We start from the raw sequence: 20146 nt of genomic DNA on the forward strand, positions 1-20146 counted from the left end.
TCATACAAGATGTGGATAGATAATGTGGACATGTGGATAACTTCTGTGGATATGTTGTTTGTAAATTGTTTGTAAAGTGAGGATGAATTGTGAATATCTCAATCATTTCGGTTGGAAAGCTTAAAGAAAAATATTTAAAGCAAGGAATCGAAGAATACGTGAAAAGACTATCAAGTTATGCCAAGATCGAACTGATCGAAGTAGCAGATGAAAAAGCACCAGAAGAGCTAAGTGCTGTAGAAATGGAACAGGTAAAACAAAAAGAAGCCGAAAGAATTTTAGCCAAAATCAATCCAGACGCTCATGTTATTGCTTTAGCGATCGAAGGAAAAATGAAATCCTCCGAAGAGCTGGCTGATACATTAGACAAACTCGCCACCTATGGCAAAAGCAAAGTAGCTTTTGTGATTGGTGGCTCTTTAGGCTTAAGCAATGAAGTATTAAAAAGAGCAGATGAAAAGCTGTCATTTTCGAAAATGACATTTCCTCATCAGTTGATGAGGTTGATATTGGTGGAGCAGGTGTATCGGGCGTTTCGGATTAATCGAGGGGAACCGTATCATAAGTAAGCATACAGTTTATAAAGATATTGTTTAAGCACTTACTGTTTAGGGAGTGCTTTATTTGTGTATATACAGTTAGAAGTAATATTTTACAATATGTTCCATCCATAAGATATACAATGCTTTAAATAATATCCGAAACTAAGTTAAAGGAACAGGATCATGAAGCAAGGAATATCTCATTGTTGATAGAATATAAAGACATCTGCAACTCGAAGACCAACAATAATGGTTATTAGTTAAGGGAGTAAAAACATTGAATGAATTAAATTATATTAAAGACTACATGAATGATGAGAATCTTAGAAAAAGGGCAGGTTAGCTGTACAAGTTATAAATTTAATGGTTTAAAGTTATAGAGCATTTCTTTGAATGAGGAATGCTTTTTATTTTTGCTTAAAACAAAAACATACAATAAAAATGTTATTCAAATTAACAAAATTTTATTGTAAAACGATAAAATATATATTAAAATCAAAATCAGAGTAAATAAGTGAGGTGCTTTTTATGGAAAAAGTAACAACGTTGTTTTTAAAAATAGCTGTTATTCTTTTAGGAGTCCCAGTTCTTGCTCTGTGCATCTTTTTGGTGCCTGAGATGGCGAATCTTGCAGCAAAATTGCTTCCAGAGTTTGCTTTTATAAAATATCTCGTTTTCATCGCCTTTGATGCATCGGCGATACCTTTTTACTTTGCTTTGTATCAGGCTTTCAAACTCTTACGCTATATTGACAAAAATAAAGCTTTCTCTGATTTATCTGTAAAAGCTTTAAAGAAAATCAAATACTGTGCCATCACAATCAGTATTTTGCATGTGCTAGTTTGGCCGCTCTTCTATATCTTTGCGGAAGTAGACGACTCACCAGGAGTTATCTTTGTCGGATTGGTTGTTCCTTTTTCTTCGATGGTTATCGCAGTCTTTGCAGCTGTTCTCCAAAAACTTTTACAAGAAGCAATTAATATCAAATCAGAAAATGAGTTAACGGTCTGAGGTGAATAACAATGGCAATTATAATCAATATTGATGTGATGTTAGCAAAAAGGAAAATGAGCGTAACGGAACTTTCGGAGAAGGTTGGAATAACAATGGCTAACCTTTCTATATTGAAAAATGGAAAGGCAAAAGCGATTCGATTATCCACTTTAGAATCAATTTGTAAGGCTTTAGAATGTCAGCCTGGAGATATTTTAGAATACAAAAGTGATGAAGACAGTTAAACATATTGAGGAAACTTAATATAACAATTATTAAGGGAGGTATAACTATGGACATTAACAATTTGATTATTGAAAATATTGCTAACCCTCATGAGCTGGAGAGAATGTATAGAAAAGACCCGAAAACTTTTAAAAAGTCATTCTCACACGCATGGGAACAAAATCCTGATTCTCAGATTCTTGGCGTTTGGTATGAAAGATTGCATTTCAAGGAGACGGCAAATACAGAAAAATCTTCCTTGCTTCAAAAAGGTTTCTTATTCATGGGCATTTTAGCCATTCTGGCCGGGATAAGCACCAGGATCATTTTCCATTTTGTCGAACAGGAAGCAATTGCCCCAATTAACCTGGCTTTTGGTATAATTCCCTTTATTGCTGCCTATTTTGTTTGCAATAATACTCCGAAAAAAAGTGTTATTTATTCCCTTGCAGCGTTGTTCCTAATTTCCGGGTTTTATCTTAATATGCTGCCATTAAATTATAAAGACAGTATTATCCTTGCTTATTTACACCTTCCCATATTCTTATGGGTATTGGTAGGGCTTGCATTTACAGGGAATGAATATTCAAAAGGCAGTACAAGATTAGCCTATATTAAATTTAATTTGGAATATTGTATTCTCTACGCCAGCATGGCAGTTAGCGGAATGGTACTAGCAGCATTAACCATGAAGTTATTTAGCTTTGTTGGCTTGGATATAGAAGACTTCTATTTTAGCAATGTCGTTTTATTTGGTGCTGCCGCGCTCGCTATTGTGGCTGCATACCTGGTATCAATGAATCTTAAACTTGCTAAGAATATTACACCATATATAGCTAAAATTTTTAGTCCTCTTGTCCTGGTCACATTGTTGGTCTATCTTATAACGGTTATATGGGTCGGAAAAAATCCATTCTTGGACCGCAATTTCCTGATAGCCTTCAACGGAATACTCCTTGGTGTATTGGCTGTTACCATATTCTCCATTACCGAGAGCGACTCAGACGAGAAAAAGAACATTTCAGATTATATAAATTTTGCCTTAATTGTTCTTGCGCTTATCATTGACAGTGTGGCTTTGTCAGCCATCGTGTTCAGACTTTCTTCTTATGGGATTACGCCTAATAGACTTGCTGTTTTAGGAGTAAACATACTTATCTGGGCAAATCTAATTTGGATTATGCTCTCCTATATGCGTTTTCTACAAAACAAATCCGGACCTTCAACTATCCAAGATGCCGTTACTAAGTATTTGCCGGTCTACGGACTTTGGGCAGCTTTCGTTACATTTACTTTTCCTATACTTTTTAATTAGAAAGGCTCTGTTAATGTAACGAAAAGCTAATCTTCTATAACGTATAAAATCCTTAGAGCCGATATTATGCAGCTTTTTATACAGAGTTGCATAGTTTTGGCTTATTTTCATTATTAAAGTTAAAAAGAGGGTATTCAAACTAGAAGACATAATATATTGTTGCAATTTGTATATATTTTATTTATTAATGGAATAAAAAACAGTCCCTTTCCTTCCAAAAGAGACTGTTTTGTTAAATATCAGTAAGTTTTAGTATAGTTATTAGCTATATATTTAGAATAAGTGGTCTTTTGTTTTCAAACAATTATATATACTTTATTCTCTAATTAAATTATGTTATTTGGTGACATTCGGTGAACCGTACCATAAGTAAATGAGGTTTTTACACGAGGAATTATGATTACGGAGAATAGAAAAGTAGGAACCAGCTTAGGAATTATTCTAAGCCGGTTCCTACTTAGCATTATTGAACAGCAGTTTTTTTAGCACTCGTTGGCCATAAAAAACTGATAAACGCACCAATTAGAGCTGGTAAAATCCAGCCAAGCCCAATATCGTAAAGTGGTAAATTATCCATGTAGAATAATTTAATGGATTCGAACAAAGAGAGAGACGCGCTTGGTAAACTGTCGACTAACGTGCTATAGCCGTCGAAGAAGCTTACACAAAAAGTGAAGAACATTGTGGTTACGTAAACACTCTGCTTATGGCCGAATAAAGATGAACAAAGGGCTAATAAGATCAGAACAATGGATAAAGGATACAGTAACATTAATACGGGTACCGCATATTGAATGATATTGTTTAGACCGAAGTTGGCAATGAAAAATGACATAAGACATAGTACCAGAACGAACAATTTATAGCTTACTTTTGGAAATATATGATTAAAAAACTCGCTGCAAGACGTAATAAGTCCGATGCTCGTTTTTAAACAAGCGAGTACGATAATAATTGCCAATAAAATGGAGCCGAATGATCCGAAATAATGTTGAGCCACTGCAGCAAAGATTAAACCGCCATTATCGTATGTCCCGATGGCCAATACGCTCGATGCCCCCATATAGGTAATGAGTCCGTAAATCAGCATCATCAGTACCATGGCGAAAATGCCTGATTTCCAAGTGGTTTTCGCGATCTCTTTCGGATTGGTGATGCCTTGTCCCTTAATCGCCTGTATGACAACAATGCCGAATGCGAGTGACGCAAGAGCATCCATCGTGTTATAGCCTTCTTTAAAGCCCGTTATAAAGGCCAAACCGCTATAGTCACCAATTGGCTTACCGAAGTGACCCATCGGTTTGACGATGGCAATGAAAATTAAGATGAATAAAAACACTAAAAACGCAGGGGTTAAATATTTGCCGATATAGTCGATAATTTTTGCTGGATTCAAAGAGAAATAATAGACAACCGCAAAAAACACAAAGCTAAAGAGCCCGAGATATAAACTGCCATGCACTGGATTGATATACGGTTCAAAACCGACCACGAAAGGAACCGTTGCTGTCCGTGGAATTGCAAAAAACGGTCCAATAGTTAAGTATAGTGCCACGGCGAAAACGACTCCAAATAGTGGATGGATTCGACCTGCTAAATGACGTAATCCATTACTCCCGGATAAACCAAATGCTAAAATCCCCATAAATGGCAGTCCGATTGCGGTTATGAGGAAGCCTATTAATGCCGGCCAAAAATTCGTGCCAGCGAGTTGCCCCATTTGGATCGGGAAAATTAAATTTCCCGCGCCAAAGAACATTCCGAACAGCATCGTGCCAATGATGGCATAGGTATAAAATGATATTTTTTGTTGCATACTTATGCTCCTTCTAGATGAATTTCGTCTATTTTAACACCTTATTTAGGAGTTAGCCATAGCAATAAGAGAACGTACAATATATTAGAGCAAGAGAGTGATTAGGCAGTTCGGAATTTTCAAAAAGGCGAAACATTTCAATGTCCAAAAGCGAATTAGCTGTTACATGGAGACATCTTTCCCATTTGCTCTAAGACTAGGAAACCAACTTAATTTAAAATAAAAAATTATTAAAATTTCAATGTATGTATTTAATCAATAAATATTAATAAGTGTTTTTAATGGAAGTACATTTGTGTTTTTTAGTGGATTTTATTATTATAAGATAGTAATTCAGGTGTTATATAAACAAGGAATGAATAATTCCAGGAGGGACCTTTTAAGATAGATTGAAAAAAGGACGATAGCTTCATCATTTCAATAACGAATAGAGATTGTTTTAGTTTTATTTGAAATGGCGGCAATTAATGGTGTAAGAGGAGGAAATCGATTGACACACAAAGAATTGAAGAGAGGCTTGGAAGCACGTCATATTCAGATGATTGCTTTAGGGGGTACAATTGGTGTTGGTTTATTTATGGGTTCGGCTAGTACGATTCAATGGACCGGTCCGTCAGTACTGCTCGCTTATGCAATCTCAGGGATTTTTATATTTTTTATTATGCGTGCAATGGGGGAAATGTTGTATGTAGAGCCAAGTACGGGTTCATTTGCGACCTTTGGCCATAAGTACATTCATCCATTAGCAGGCTATATGACAGCATGGAGTAACTGGTTCCAATGGGTTATTGTTGGGATGGCAGAAATTATTGCAGTTGGGACATACATGAAGTACTGGTTTCCAGATTTACCCACTTGGATACCTGGTATCATCGCAATGGTGATACTTGGTTTAGCGAACTTAATTTCTGTTAAATCATTTGGTGAATTTGAATTTTGGTTTGCGATGATTAAAATCGTAACAATTGTATTGATGATTGCTGCTGGGATTGGTCTGATTTTCTTCGGATTTGGAAACGGAGGAGACGCTATCGGAGTATCTAACCTTTGGAAAAATGGTGGCTTTTTTGCTGGTGGCTGGTCAGGGTTCTTCTTTGCTCTATCACTAGTTATTGCAGCTTATCAAGGTGTCGAACTGATTGGGATTACAGCTGGTGAAGCAAAAGACCCGCAAAAAACGTTGTCTAAAGCGATTCAAAGTATTATTTGGCGTATTTTAATCTTCTATATTGGTGCAATTTTTATTATTGTAACAGTTTACCCTTGGGATCAACTAGATTCAATTGGCAGTCCGTTTGTTGCAACTTTTGCGAAGGTTGGTATTACAGCAGCAGCAGGGCTTATTAACTTTGTCGTCATCACAGCTGCAATGTCTGGATGTAATAGTGGTATTTATAGTGCGGGGCGGATGCTTTATACATTGGCAATGAATGGACAAGCACCAAAATTCTTTTTGAAACTATCGAATAACGGTGTGCCTTTATTCGGTACGATTGGTGTGTTAGTTGGTTTAGCAATAGGCGTTATTTTAAGTTATATTGCACCAGTAAATTTATTTGTGTATGTATACAGTGCAAGTGTACTCCCTGGTATGATTCCGTGGTTTGTTATTCTGATTAGTCAAATTCGATTCAGAAAAATAAAAGGAGCAGAAATAGACAATCACCCATTCAAAATGCCTTTTGCACCGGTGACAAACTACTTAACCATTATCTTTTTAATTATGGTATTAATCGGCATGTGGATTAATGATGATACACGAATGTCGCTTATTGCAGGGATTGTTTTCCTAGGTATCGTTGTCATTAGTTTTTACGCTTTTGGAATAGGCAAGCGTGTTTCAGTAGATGCTCAAACAGATGATAGAATTACTAACAAATAAATCACCTTGTTTGACTAACGTTAGAGTAAGTAATCGCGAGTAAAAAAATCAATAAAGTAAAATGATATACTATCAATAAATAGGGACAGTTATAACATTGGGTCCCTATTTTATTTTTAAGAAACATCATATAGGCAAGAGTGGATGGCGGAAGGGGTCCTGCATTTACGTCAACTGTTTGAATTTTAAAACGACGAAGGTTTACTGCCAACATTCCATAGCTTGATGAAACTAACCGACGAATATCAGTTAAAATGGACTCGGGATAACTTTCGCTTAAAGGTAATGTACGCGGAAAAAGCAAAGCATTCTCAATTTCTAAAATTAGACGGTTTAGAAACCGTTGTTGGTTGTTATTTAAATGAGTGGTTGTACTTAAAAATATGGGAAAACGATAAGCACGGTCAATACACTCTTGGTGCGCCACGCCTATTTTGGTTTCCTCTGTATATAAAGAGCTATGCTTATTATTACTCACTTTCTCTTCATCCTTGTGTGAAGAGCTATTTTTATTTTTACTCATTTTCTCACCTCCTTTTTTAATTAGTATATGGAAAAGGAATAAGTGAGCTTGGACATAACAGCTAGATACCATAATAGAGGGGCTTTATAAAACAAAAATTAATAATTTTGTCTAAATTTGAATATGAAGCAGGAAATAAGTAATTTATTATTAGTTATCCAAAATAAGCTTTTTGAATGAAGTCAATATTGAGGAAAAAATATAACCCACAACAAGATTGTGGGAAAATGCTATATAGATATGAATGCTTTGTGTTCAAAATTAACCATGTTATTATGTTTTGTTCGGAGAACCTTACCATAAGTAGAGGGAAACTTTAGGGCTAAAAGTATATATTTATTTAATGATTGGACAATCAATGATTAATTGTCCAATCTTAAGATTTTAATCTGTATCTACAAATACAATGCTAATGTTGACCGATCTTTATGCATCTGCAAATCCAGGACACTAAATCCTGTGCGGATTATACTTTTTTTCAATTTCGGTGGGGGTATGTTTATAGCTTGCCCAATCTCCCCAACTGCCAACATATAACTTTACATTTTCGTAGCCTAATTGATATAAAGCTAACACATTAGCACAAGCGGTAACTCCTGCACCGCAATAAACAACGATCTCTTTATCTCTTGGTACATGCTTAAAAACGGCTTGTAATTCTTCGGGACTTTTGAAAGCTAATTGATCATTTAATACCTCTTCCCAAAATATATTCACAGCCCCTGGAATATGCCCTATTTTTGGATACTTTGTTTTCTTTTCACCAGAGTACACATCATTGGTTCTTGCATCTATCAAAATGCGCTCAGAACTGCCTAAATGTTGTAAAATATTTTCCATCGAAACGGTAGTATTCGGTTGAATTTTCGGTATATATACTTTCGAAGTTGGTGTTGAGGGTTCGCTAGTCACTTCAAAACCACGTTCCACCCATTTTTGAAGGGGGTGTTCGAGTACGGAAACCTTCTGATGCCCAAAATATTTTAATAGCCACCATAAACGTGCGGCAGTAGCACCGCCTGTATTATCATATACAAATACTTCCGTGTCATTATCAATCCCTGCCAAAGATAGTTTTTTCGCAAAGATAGAGGCATCTGGGATAGGATGCCTGCCGCCATGTTCTAAAATAGGGCCTGATAGATCTCTATCTAAATGAAAATAAACAGCCCCTGGAATATGCTGTTTTTGATAATATGAATCTCCTAGCTCTGATTTTCCAAAGGTGAATTGTACATCCATAAAAACAACATTTTCATCATGTAATTTTTTATGAGCTTCTTCTAATGAAACAATATGATTCAATGCTTAACCCTCCTGAACGATAGGTATGATAATTTCCGTAACATACTCTTTAGAGTCCGTTGTGGACCAATGATCAATAATATAGCGCTCAAACGACTGATTTTGCAGGCGAATTTGTTGATTCTCCGCCCATCGCCGCATATTTTCATAGATTTTCGGGAGCTTATCATAGCTTCCTTTATAAACGACAGAAAGGACAGGAAAACCTCCAATAACAGCGGTTGATTCTGTATCTTCCATATCTATAACAGTGGAGTGACACTGAACTGTTAAAACATTATTATCTATTCGCTGCTGAATATTTTCAAAATAAAGCATAAATGGTCCATATGTATAATAGTTATGGGCATGACAATATTCTACAAAGGCATTGCTAAAGTACGACTCAATATCCTTATTGATAATAGTTTCACATGAATACCGAAAAGAGACCGTTTGATAAGTTGGCATGGTCATACAATGTATATTTAATTTGTCGTAGTCTGTTTCACAAGAAGCAGATTGACCTTGCTTAAGCAAGAGCCGCCACTGGCTCATAGCAAAATGTCTTTGCTTCAATCGCCTCATTTCAGATTCTACTTCTCTTATTTCTTTCTTAAAATAGTCATCTAGTGAATGTAATTGTTGATGGCTTAACAATGCTTTAATATCCTCCAGCTTAAATCCAAGCTCCTTATAATACTTTATTAAAGGTATTTTTTGAATTTGCTCACGGGTATAATACCGATAGTTATTTTCAGATGAAACTTTCTCTGGCTTTAACAAACCGATTTCATCATAATATCGTAATGTCCGTATGGGGATATAACATTCTTTTGATACTTTTCCAATCGTAAATAGCTCCACCATCCATCACATCCTTCTGCTATTTATAACAATAAGAGAATTTCATTTTTCAAATACAACATTTTTTCGGATGTAAACCTTTGTTTCTTGTTTTTTTGGAAAAAGTCTACTTTAAATTCTTTCTTTATTTTGGCTGGCTTCGTCGATAGAACATAAATACGATCTGATAACAAAATAGCCTCTTCAATATCATGGGTAATGAACAATATCGTGATATCAAATGCTTCCTTTATATCTAGCAGCCATCTTTGCATTTTCCCTTTTGTAATGGAGTCAAGTGCTCCAAATGGTTCATCTAACAGCAAAATTTTCTGGGACGAAATAAAGGTGCGTAAGAAATTAGCCCGCTGGCGCATTCCACCAGATAGTTCTGCAGGATATTTATTTTCATATCCGCTTAATCCTACTTTATCCATTAAAGCAAGTGCTCGATCTCGTGATTCTTTTTTGTTTCTTCCCTGCAAATCTAGTGGTAGTACAATGTTATCGATAATATTTTTCCATGGAAGCAGCAAGTCTTTTTGCTGCATATAACCAATTGCTTCTTTTACTTGCAAAATACCATCATCAGCCTTTTGCAGACCTGAGATTAAATTAAATATCGTACTTTTACCGCATCCACTTGGACCGAGTATAGTAACCAACTCGCCTTGTTTTACATGGATTGAAACATCGCTTAATATTTTTGTGTCACCGTAGCTTTTTTCTATCTGTTCAAGCAATATACTCACATCTGTTTTCACTAAAGAATGCTTTTTTTCCATGGATTTATACACCTCTTTGCTTCCAATGGGTTACTTTTTTTGAACATAGCTCCACTAGATAAATAAAGATAAGACTGATGATTACAATAACCAAAATAGAAGCAAACAATTGGTCAAGGGCGTAGGCACTCTTTGCGCGAACCATGTAAACACCAATCCCTTTCACTCCCCCTTGCCATTCACTAATAATCGTCGTCATTACCATATAAGTTGCCGCTATTTTTAAACCGGAAAAGAAATGGACCATGGCATAAGGAAGCTTTAAGTGCAAAAATGTTTGTAATTTGTTTGCTTTCATCGTTTTAAATAGATTCATATACTCTCGGTCTACTTTTTCAAATCCATCCACCAAGCTTACGGCAATGGGAAAGAAACATACTAACACGATCAATAGCACTTTCGGCAGCATTCCAAAGCCAAACCAAATCATAATAATGGGAGTAATGGCAATCGTAGGCACTGTTTGAGAGACAATCATTAATGGATATATTGACTTTTTAATAATTGGATAGTTATCCATTAGAATACTTAATAAGAAAGCCAGTAAGATAGAAATATTGAACCCGATCACAGATTCAAGCAATGTGACTTCTGTGTGGTCTAAAATAACCGGAAAATTTACCATCAATGCTTGGATAACCTTTATCGGTGAAGGCAATATGAATTTGGGAATATGCCAAAAAACGACGACAAATTGCCAAACCACTAATAATAAAATTATGGTTGTTATTGGATATATTTTATTCTCAATACGTTGTAAAACAGTCACATTGATTCCTTCCTTTACCATCGCTATATCAAATGTTTTTGTACTTGTAATATTAAAACATAGTATTTTTATAGGAATAGTTAATAATCTATCCTTATCTTATATTTTTGTCAAAACTTTTTTTAAAACCTAGCATATTCTCCTATTCCTTGCTGTTTTACGGTAGGTATTCTTTTAATTTCTGCAGCAGCTTTTTCCCTTCTTCCGTTTGGAACCATTTTGCGTGGCCTAGCAAATAGTCATCATATGCCAAATCTGCGTCCCTCTGTGATTTTGTCATTCGTACAAAATAATCGATTTCACTTAGTGCATAATCTGTATGTACAATCGGTAAAATCGTGACTAGTGCATTTTGTTCGTCCTGTGTGAGTGGCCGAATAGATAAATACCCTGCCAGCAACGCTTTCAATGATTGATAATGAACAATTTGTTTTTGATATGAATCTATTGCCAACCATTCAACAATATTTCTTTCAATCGCTGTTGCTAAGTCAAACACAGCACTTGTTACATTGCTTAGACCAAAATCTAAAATCATCGATACTTCTGCATAATCGGATTGGTCCGTCCATAATAAATTGGAAGCATGCCAATCATTATGCGTCCAAATAGGATCTAAGCATGATGCAAAAGGATAAAACTTTTTATAATAAGGGAACAATATATTTTGGAAATCTTCTTTCCACTTGCGTTGGTTTAAGTAATTTGCCAAACCGGGGCGATGAATCATAAATTTCTCTGCAGCTGCAATTGGATCCCCTGTATTCCAAATTTCAAAGCAAGAAACTAACGGACGAACCTTACGTTTTTCTGCTGTGTAATTTTTGAGAGCAACATGCATGGAGGCTAATGTTTTTCCAGCTGAGTAAGCGTGATGCTCAGAATAAAAAGGTGACCAAGAGATAGCATCTTTATATAAATCTATTCCACTTCCTAATGCATGTATTTCATATGTCCATTCATGTAATGAAAAAGCGGTTTGCTTATGCACACCCTCCACTATTTTACTAACCGGCAAACCCTGCGTTTGTAAATAGTGAAGAATTCCATGTTCCTCTAATAATCCTTCCACATTTCGTACATTTTGTGCATGCCGTTTTATGAAATAACGTTTACCGTCGATCACGCTGATGACTGCACTGGAAAATGGCCGTGGACTATGCCAAACTAATTTCTCCGCTTTCTTAAATTGAGGGTAAAATAGAAGCAATGCTTCTATTTCCTCGATTGTTATCATCATCCAAGTAGGTTCCACTAAATCTATCGTCATCCCGTGACTTTTTACATTCATTTCTTTATTAGCCATTACACTATGCTCCTTTTAGGAAGTAAATGATTTGTATAAGCAGTTTTCCAGCCATCCGGGTCATCTAAAATCTGATATCGTACGAGCCAATCGGAGTACTCTTTCATGATCTCCTCTCGCTGCTCTCCCCATTGCCCATTATTTAACCAAGTTGGTGCAATGAGTGGAAGGGAGCACTCCACTAAATAACTTGGGAAATAGGGAATGATTTTTTCATAGATAGAAGCAGCTATTAACGGTTCTTTTGCTACGGCGAGGAATCCTCTTTCTGTCACCTCTAGAAACTGTCTGATAAGTTCTGGATCTTGATTAATCAATTTTTCTTGCGTGCCTAGTAGATAACTATGGTATTTAGGTGCACCTATCGAATCGACTGGCCAAATAATTCGTTCGTCATGTGGAATTGTTGAATGAAGCTGTAATTCCCAAGCCCAATAACTGCCAAATGTTGCATCTGCTACCCCATTTGCTAAGTCAATCGCTTCCAGTTCTCTATAACCTGCATTTACTACTTCAAACTCTGGTTTTCCACCATCTTGCTCAATTAAATATTTGACCATTGCTAGACCACGGGGAGAGGGATTCATCGCAATACGCTTTCCAGATAAATCGGCAGGCCTTTTAATTTCAGTACTTTTAATGGTTTGAATGGCTTCCATCCCTGTATGATTAATAGCTGCAATTCCTTTCACAATGGGGGATTTTTCACGATAAACGAACAAACGATTCGTTGGAAATATGCCAAAATCCACTTCATTTCGATACAAATACGATAGCGTGTCTCCTCGATAAGGGTCATAACATACAAAATCTATTTCTAACCTAATTTCTCGATACCAGCCTTGTTCACGTGCATAATAAAATCCAGCAGAGTTTGTCCAAGGATGAAAGTATTCTAACATTACTTTGATGTGTCTCAATGTCTAACCCTCCTCTTTATTGACCAGGTAGAAATTCGTTCGTAAATGCGTCATTCACGTTTAAATTTTTCTTGATCAAATGATTTTCTTTCATAAATTTTGCATAGTTTGTCCAGACGTCAGCTTTCATGATTCCCCATTCACTTGCTTCCGCTTGGTATTTATCTGATAAAAACTTTTGGCTCTCGATTGCCAATTCTTTGTTGATTTCTGGCGCATAATTCAATAGAATTTCAGCACTTTCTTTTGGATGTTTAATCGCATATTCATAGCCTCTACTTGTTGCTTGCACAAAGGCTTTTACTTTCTTCGGATTATTCTCGATTAACTCATTATTCGAAATTAATAGCGGAGTATAATAATCTAGTGATTTATTAAAACTTGTTAACGGGATATAATTTAATTCAATTCCTTTAAGTTTTGCTTCTATACCAGTCCAACCTTCGAAAATCCAGCCGATATCTGAATTCGTTTTTGTTGCTGCGAAAAAATCATCATTCCCTATATTTACAATTTTTAACTTATTAAAATTTGCATGGTTATCCTTCATCACCGATTGCAGGATTGCTGTTTCGGAGGGAGAACCCCAGCCACCATAAACTTTTCCTTCAAAGTCTTTAACCGTCTTAATTTTTTTATGAACAGGTGAAGCAAAACCTGATGTATTATGCTGAATAATAGTAGCTATGGCTTTAATAGGTAATGGATTGTCACTTGTTAACGCATAGGTGACATCTTCTTGGAAGCTAACACCAAAATCACCTTTACCTGATGCAACTAATGTTGCTGCAGTTCCTTGCGCAGGTTGTGAGATCTCAACATCTAATCCAGCATCTTTGTAATAACCTTTATCAAGTGCAACATACATCCCTGTATGATTTGTATTTGGTGTCCAATCTAGAATTACTTTTGTTTTTTCAAGATTTTTCGATTCCAAGGAACTTGTGTTACTTGAACATCCCGCGATTAAAAAAAATAATGCAACTGCACTGATTAAAAAAATTTTTTTCACGATATACCTCCTAATTTTATAATTCATATAGTGTTACTTGGTTATTAGTGATTATAAACACTCCACTTAACTGGAGTGTCAATAATTTTTATAATTCAATTTTATACGTCAAATTCCATTAGATAATGCCAAATCTGTTGGATTTATACCTGAATATGTATATGAAGGAGATGAACCTGCAAGGCTAAGCACTCTTGTGGAAGTAGAAATAGGCATAGCCTTCATACCAAGCTCGGCAAGGAATCCACGGGAACATATCGCATATCTCCGAGTAGAGAATCACGAATTAGAACGGGAGATAGCTTTATTATGGAACAGGAGTCGGTACATTTCGCGGGCTGCTCTGGAATTCCGTGAGCTAGTTGTAGAATATTTTGGGGCGATATCTAAACAGACAAATTAATCATGCTGTACAACTAATATTGATTCTATTGGCGGAACAAAACAGGTGTAACGAATACAAGGATTAGTATAAGTTCCAAATCTTCAGCAAATACTGAAGGTTTTTTCGGCGTTTTCTAAGTATTGACAAACGAGGAGTACTAACTAGAATTAAGTTAGGATAAATAATAGAACTGAAGTGATAAAGATGATTTCATTTAACAGGGTCAATTGATCTCCTTGAAGATCCTATCTTTATTCAAACCATACCATATTGCCATCTAACAATGGATGTATGATGAGAAAGAGACAGTCATTTCCTTTTCAAAGGAAAATTGATGAAATGTTGTAGAACTTGATATACTGAAAATGGGTGAATCTAAAAATATTTCGAGAGGAAAATGGTATGAAAGATATCCTCATAAATTATATGAAACGGTTTACCGATTTAAGTGAAACAGAACTTGGGGAAATAGTATTGGATGTTCCTGTGATATCATGAAACGATTATATCTAAAATAATAATCACTAACCATCCAAGTATCTCGAGATCAAATAATGAAATTGATGCTTGGATGTTTTTTAATGTCGAAGCAGAATCTCCTCTAACTACTAATGAATTGTGAACATAACCATATGAGAAAAAAGCCGCAATAGTCATGATAAGTAAGGATATACCAGCAATTATTGCAGATGAATGTTGAGTATTTTGATCATTCCTACGTGTTGTCATAATAAACCTCTCTTTAAGTTTATGAGTATTGTAATTCAAGCAGTGAAAGATCGCATTGACTTAAGTCAAGAGCTTTGGTTTTTCATTTGCTACAGAAAAGTTATTGGTGAAATTAAAAAAAATAAAAGATTCAAAATTATATTCAAAGATGTTGAAAGGTACATAGAAGGTACTTGTCTTTTACTTTGTGAGAAATTAATAGGATCTTAAGGTGAATATTAGATGAACAATGAATAGAAGTTAAAAAGCCGGAGAAATAATTAGCTTTTTTTGTTTAAACATATAACTGACACATTTATCTTTCATTAATTTGATAAACCTTTTTATTTAAGTGGATGTTTATAAAAAGAATAATTTTATAAAAATTTCACTTTGACATTTTGCTGACTTATTTGGGCTTTAAAGTTAAAGTACAAGGTTCAAGGATCTTCAGAACCTAAATTTTAAAAAACTTTGGAGGATTCTCAATGAAAAAGTCAGTAATCGGTTTATCAATTGCAGGAGTTTTATTGCTTGGAGGTTATGCTACTTCATCGTTTGCTAATAATACAATTACGAACGGTACAGATAGTAAAGTGGAAAACTTCATGTGGGGACATAAGGGGAAGGGTTTTGGTGAAAGAGGATTTTTTGCAGGAAACTCTGAAGAATTACTAGCAAAAGCAAAGGAATTAGGAATTGACACAAGCGGAAAAGATGCTGAAACATTAATCGAAGAAATTAAAGAAGTTATGATCAAGAATGAGGCAAAAAAATTAGGAATTGAAACCACGAATAAGGATCTAAATACACTTGCTCAAGAAGTTAGACTAGCAAAAATAAAGAATGAAGCAAAAGACCTAGGAATTAAAACAGATGGAAAGGATGAACAAACTCTCCATGAAGAAATTAGACTAGCAAAGCTTACGAAAGAAGCGAAGGAGCTAGGTGTTACGACTGAAAATAAGGATGCTCAAACATTAATAAAAGATATTAGACAAGCTCAATTATATAAGAAGGCAAAAGAATTAGGAGTATCTACAGATGGAAAGGACCTCACCACTTTGTCTCAAGAAGTGTTTACTGCAGCCGTAAAACAAGAGGCTAAGAAGCTTGGAATTAGCATTGAAGGAAAAGAAATCAATCAAATAGCTCAAGAAGTTTATACGGCAAAGGTTAAAAAAGATGCCAAAGAGTTTAATATTTCGATTGATGGAAAAATGATTCGAGAAATTGCAGAAGAAGTAAAAGAGAAAAAAGTGGAAGAATTAGCGAAAGAGCTTGATGTCTCAACGAAAGATAAAACGACACGAGAACTTGTTGATGAAATCAATGAGAAAGATTCAGATAAGTTGAAAGAAGTACTAGGAGATGACTTATTTGGCGGTTTTGGTTTTGGAAAAGGTGGTCACGGGCAACATGGAGGATCTAAAGGAGGGCCTGGCGGTAGTCATGGCCAAGGTCCAGAGGGAAGTCCCTTTGGCGGTGGTATGGGAATTTAATGGTTGATCAGAGAAATCCTCGGTTTAAAATCGAGGGTTTTTTTAATAGACCTATTTTTTTGGCATGAATGAGACAAATATACGAAACATCTATTGGAGACTTGTTAATTGGTGAGTATTCTTTATATAGTAAAGATGAGGGAGGTCTTAAATGAAAAAAATATTAATAGTGGAAGATGAACAAACCATTTCAAGAGTTTTGAGTGTCTATTTACAGCATGCAGGTTATGAAGTCATCCAGGCGTTTGATGGGGAAGAAGCTATCCTCTGCTTCAAAGAGCACTCTCCTAATCTTGTATTGCTTGACGTGATGTTGCCTGGAAGGGACGGATGGAGTACTCTTGAGGAAATTCGGAAAATAAGTGCTTGTCCTGTAATCATGTTGACGGCTCTTGGAGATATTGATTATAGATTAAAGGGGCTGAATCAAGGGGCTGATGATTATATCACAAAACCCTTTGTCGGGGAGGAAGTGATTGCCCGTGTCCATGCGGTGCTCCGTCGTTCAGCAAATGTCCTCGATTCAGAAAATAGCAAGCAGTATGGAAGTTTAAAAATTAATTTAGATTCTAATATGGTGACCATTAACGGTGAAGAAGTAATTTTGATACCAAAAGACCTTAGCTTACTCATTTTTTTAGCTGAACGTCCTAATAGAACCTTTACAAGAGAAGACTTAATCGAAAGTGTTTGGGGAATGGATTATGATGGCAGTGACCGAGCGGTTGATTTAGCAATCAAGAGGATTAGACAAGCATTGAAAGATTGGCCATTAACTCAGGGGGAAATACGAACTCATCGTGGATTGGGGTATCAATTCTGTGTTTATGAAAAATAAAAAAAGAACCACCTTGCTTAAGCTGTGGACGACAAGATACCTTATTACGCTTGTAGTAGGTCTTTTTCTTCTCGGAGCCGGTTCATTTTGGTGGATTAAACAAACAACCTTACAAAGTCGCTTAAACTTAATGGAATATTTAGCGGTTGAGACTTCACATCGAATTGTTCAATCAAATGGACAAATAGGACGAGACCCACTTTTTGATCGAATGCTTAATGAGCGAGCAAAGGTTCTTGAGTTGGATAAGGAGCCAGAGCTATACATTACGGATTTGGATGGGAGGACTATATTTTCAAGACCACCGCTTCGTGGACCGGCCCATAAAAATAGAAAGTTCCCTGAACTTGACGGAGTTCCAGTTGAAGTGATTGAACATAATGAAACTACTCAGAAGATAAAGGTGCAAAATGAAGAGGTTTATGCTGTAAAATCCCCCATCATGGACGGAGAAAATAAAGTGGGTTGGGTTGTCCTCATGCAAAACTCCGATGAATTAACAGATGTCAAACAAGAATATCGTTTGTTAATTGTTTTATTAGTAGGTTTAGGATTATTAGGATGGGTTGTCATTTACTTTCTCGCTAAGAAATTACTAAGACCCATTCAAGAGGTAGCCCATGCAGCTACACAAATAAGAGAAGGAAACTATGAATTTGATCTAAACACTTCTATTAATGAAGAGGAAATATTTGAACTAGTTAGTTCCTTTAAAGAAATGACGAATCGTCTAATGCAGCTTGAAAAGCTTCGTGCTGAGTTATTAGCTGGGGTAACTCACGATTTGAAAACACCTGTGACATCTATTAGCGGACTTGTTCAGGCTGTTCGAGATGGGATTGTAAAAGGAGAAGAGAGTAAAGAATTTTTAGATATTACCTTAAAGGAAGTCGGACGTCTGCAGACGATGATTGAAGATTTATTGGATTTTAACTCATTATCTGCAGGTGCTTTCTCGATTAGGCCCGAGCATTGTCATATGAATCTATTAATTAAGGAAATTGTCCGAGAATGGGCAGTCACTCAACAGCATCCTGTTCATTATCAAGTAAAATTACCAGAATTGCCTATATATCGAACAACAGACCCTCTTCGTCTAAAACAAATTTTGATTAATTTGTTAAACAATTCTTATCAAGCAATGAATGAACATAGGTCCATCACTGTCAGTCTATCGGAAGATTCGATTGATGTTAAAGATACTGGGACAGGAATTCCTTTAGAGGAACAGCCATATATTTTTGAACGATTCTTCCGAGGTGAAAAGAAAAAATTAAAAGTGAGAGGGCTCGGATTAGGACTCCCTTTCAGTAAAATGCTTGCCAAAACGCTAAAAGCAGACCTGCTATTAAAACAAAGCACAAAAGAAGGAAGCACTTTTTCGATTGTGTGGAATAAAGAGTAGATTAATACATGGTATCAGGCACCAATCGTAGATAGAATAAATAATGAAATTTAAAAGCAATGATAGGGAGAGGAGATAACAAATTTAATGGGAAATATTAATAAGCGTATTGCGGAGCTTTTTCCAAATATGAGCAAGTCTTTTCAAAAAATAGCAAAATATATTTTAGAAAATCCCAATACAGTTCCTTTTTTGACGGCGGATAAATTGGCACAAGTAACAGGTGTCGGTCATGCAACAGTTATTCGATTTGCTACCTATTTAGGCTATTCCGGATACCCAGAATTAAATCAAGAGCTGCAAAGTAATGCTCAACGACAACTTACCTCGACTGAAAAATTTGCATTGTCAAAGAAGATGTATGTGGATGAAGATCAAGCAGTATACGATATCTTTTTAGGCGATATCGAAAATATTAAAGCCACCATCGAAAAGTTGGATATGGAATCTTTTAAAGAAGCTGTTGAAGCATTGGCAAAGGGAAAAAGTATTTATATTGTAGCCAATAGGAGTGCAACCGCATTAGGTGTTTTTCTACAATATTATCTTCAATTTATGTTAGAAAAAGTGGAACTAATACATCTGATTGAAAATGCTTCAGAACATCTATATGACTTGAGTGAAGAGGATGTTGTGGTTGGGATTAGTTTTGCACGGTATGCGAAAAGTACGGTACAAGTATTATCCTATGCAAAGAAAAGAGAAGCTACCACTATTGCGATAACGGATAACTTGCTGTCTCCTCTTGTTCCACATGCAGACATTACATTAACCGCAAACAGTCAAATGCTAAGTTTTATCGAGTCATTTGTTGCACCGTTTAGTCTTATTAATGCCTTAATTATTGCTGTAGCAAAAGCAAACCAAACAAATTTTCAAGATAAACTAGCACTTTTGGAAGATGTTTGGGAAAATTTAGATGTTTTTTATAAAAAACAATAGACATAAGTCTCTTTAGGCTTATGTCTTTATTTTTGTCTTCTTGATGCCAAAATAGGGCGAAATTTCAAACTTTCACTCGTAAAAACAAAAAAATTTTGATACAACTCTTTCTTTTTAGTCAAGGTACGGTTATTATGAAATAAATATT

Annotated in this window: 20 protein-coding genes; 10 read left to right on the plus strand and 10 right to left on the minus strand. The window is 35.6% G+C overall.

The features are described from left to right. Positions 1-89: 89 nt before the first annotated feature. The 4 genes from rlmH to FDO66_RS01840 all read left to right on the plus strand — a co-directional run bounded on the left by rlmH (position 90) and on the right by FDO66_RS01840 (position 3075). The gene (gene rlmH / locus FDO66_RS01825) at positions 90-569 is read left to right on the plus strand and encodes a 23S rRNA (pseudouridine(1915)-N(3))-methyltransferase RlmH (protein ID WP_141430710.1); all 480 of its coding nucleotides are present in this window, start codon (positions 90-92) and stop codon (positions 567-569) included. A gap of 501 nt (positions 570-1070) precedes the next feature. Then, complete coding sequence (locus FDO66_RS01830) at positions 1071-1553, plus strand: DUF2975 domain-containing protein (RefSeq protein ID WP_141430711.1); 483 nt, start codon at positions 1071-1073, stop codon at positions 1551-1553. A gap of 11 nt (positions 1554-1564) precedes the next feature. Then, positions 1565-1780: a helix-turn-helix domain-containing protein gene (locus FDO66_RS01835; protein WP_141430712.1), complete on the plus strand. Its 216-nt coding sequence runs from the start codon at positions 1565-1567 to the stop codon at positions 1778-1780. A gap of 47 nt (positions 1781-1827) precedes the next feature. Further along, positions 1828-3075, plus strand: coding sequence for a DUF4153 domain-containing protein (locus tag FDO66_RS01840; RefSeq protein ID WP_141430713.1), 1248 nt, complete (start codon positions 1828-1830; stop codon positions 3073-3075). Between the two features lie 463 nt (positions 3076-3538). On the opposite strand, the gene brnQ is transcribed toward FDO66_RS01840, so the two are convergent. Beyond that, positions 3539-4891, minus strand: coding sequence for a branched-chain amino acid transport system II carrier protein (gene brnQ / locus FDO66_RS01845; protein WP_141430714.1), 1353 nt, complete (start codon positions 4889-4891; stop codon positions 3539-3541). Positions 4892-5381: 490 nt separating this feature from the next. Between brnQ and FDO66_RS01850 the strand changes: the two genes are divergently transcribed. Further along, positions 5382-6773 carry an amino acid permease gene (locus FDO66_RS01850; protein WP_181444439.1) on the plus strand — a complete coding sequence of 464 codons (1392 nt, stop codon included), beginning with the start codon at positions 5382-5384 and terminating at the stop codon, positions 6771-6773. Between the two features lies 1 nt (position 6774). Here FDO66_RS01850 and FDO66_RS21440 read toward each other — a convergent pair whose 3' ends face one another. From FDO66_RS21440 to FDO66_RS01890, 8 genes are all read right to left on the minus strand, one after another. Next, positions 6775-7296, minus strand: coding sequence for a hypothetical protein (locus FDO66_RS21440; protein ID WP_258535532.1), 522 nt, complete (start codon positions 7294-7296; stop codon positions 6775-6777). Between the two features lie 450 nt (positions 7297-7746). Continuing rightward, entirely contained in the window at positions 7747-8601 is an 855-nt protein-coding gene (locus FDO66_RS01860) for a sulfurtransferase (protein WP_141430715.1), read from the minus strand. A gap of 3 nt (positions 8602-8604) precedes the next feature. Continuing rightward, positions 8605-9450, minus strand: a complete 846-nt coding sequence (locus FDO66_RS01865) for a MerR family transcriptional regulator (protein WP_141430716.1) — start codon at positions 9448-9450, stop codon at positions 8605-8607. A 20-nt stretch (positions 9451-9470) separates the two neighbouring features. Beyond that, positions 9471-10211, minus strand: coding sequence for an ABC transporter ATP-binding protein (locus FDO66_RS01870; RefSeq protein ID WP_141430717.1), 741 nt, complete (start codon positions 10209-10211; stop codon positions 9471-9473). Between the two features lie 4 nt (positions 10212-10215). Next, positions 10216-10980 carry an ABC transporter permease gene (locus tag FDO66_RS01875; RefSeq protein WP_141430718.1) on the minus strand — a complete coding sequence of 255 codons (765 nt, stop codon included), beginning with the start codon at positions 10978-10980 and terminating at the stop codon, positions 10216-10218. Positions 10981-11137: 157 nt separating this feature from the next. Next, entirely contained in the window at positions 11138-12286 is a 1149-nt protein-coding gene (locus FDO66_RS01880; protein ID WP_141430719.1) for a phosphotransferase enzyme family protein, read from the minus strand. After that, the gene (locus tag FDO66_RS01885) at positions 12286-13206 is read right to left on the minus strand and encodes an ABC transporter substrate-binding protein (protein WP_141430720.1); all 921 of its coding nucleotides are present in this window, start codon (positions 13204-13206) and stop codon (positions 12286-12288) included. Before FDO66_RS01885 ends, FDO66_RS01880 begins: the two co-directional genes overlap by 1 nt. 16 nt (positions 13207-13222) lie before the next feature. Beyond that, positions 13223-14218 (minus strand): ABC transporter substrate-binding protein, encoded by a 996-nt coding sequence (locus FDO66_RS01890; protein WP_258535533.1) that lies wholly within the window; start codon positions 14216-14218, stop codon positions 13223-13225. A 103-nt stretch (positions 14219-14321) separates the two neighbouring features. On the opposite strand from FDO66_RS01890, the gene FDO66_RS01895 reads away from it, so the two are divergent. Beyond that, positions 14322-14621, plus strand: a complete 300-nt coding sequence (locus FDO66_RS01895) for a LysR family transcriptional regulator substrate-binding protein (RefSeq protein WP_395939745.1) — start codon at positions 14322-14324, stop codon at positions 14619-14621. A 474-nt stretch (positions 14622-15095) separates the two neighbouring features. On the opposite strand, the gene FDO66_RS01900 is transcribed toward FDO66_RS01895, so the two are convergent. Then, positions 15096-15332: a DUF4386 family protein gene (locus tag FDO66_RS01900; protein ID WP_141430722.1), complete on the minus strand. Its 237-nt coding sequence runs from the start codon at positions 15330-15332 to the stop codon at positions 15096-15098. 467 nt (positions 15333-15799) lie between these two features. On the opposite strand from FDO66_RS01900, the gene FDO66_RS01905 reads away from it, so the two are divergent. The 4 genes from FDO66_RS01905 to FDO66_RS01920 all read left to right on the plus strand — a co-directional run bounded on the left by FDO66_RS01905 (position 15800) and on the right by FDO66_RS01920 (position 19998). Next, entirely contained in the window at positions 15800-16813 is a 1014-nt protein-coding gene (locus tag FDO66_RS01905) for a hypothetical protein (RefSeq protein ID WP_141430723.1), read from the plus strand. 151 nt (positions 16814-16964) lie between these two features. Beyond that, positions 16965-17651 (plus strand): response regulator transcription factor, encoded by a 687-nt coding sequence (locus FDO66_RS01910; protein WP_141430724.1) that lies wholly within the window; start codon positions 16965-16967, stop codon positions 17649-17651. Further along, entirely contained in the window at positions 17641-19056 is a 1416-nt protein-coding gene (locus tag FDO66_RS01915) for a sensor histidine kinase (RefSeq protein WP_258535534.1), read from the plus strand. The genes FDO66_RS01910 and FDO66_RS01915 overlap by 11 nt, the downstream gene beginning before the upstream one ends. A gap of 87 nt (positions 19057-19143) precedes the next feature. Continuing rightward, the gene (locus FDO66_RS01920) at positions 19144-19998 is read left to right on the plus strand and encodes a MurR/RpiR family transcriptional regulator (protein ID WP_141430726.1); all 855 of its coding nucleotides are present in this window, start codon (positions 19144-19146) and stop codon (positions 19996-19998) included. Positions 19999-20146 lie beyond the last annotated feature (148 nt).

The organism is Bacillus sp. 03113 (assembly GCF_006546985.1).
GTDB lineage: Bacteria > Bacillota > Bacilli > Bacillales > Cytobacillaceae > VATK01.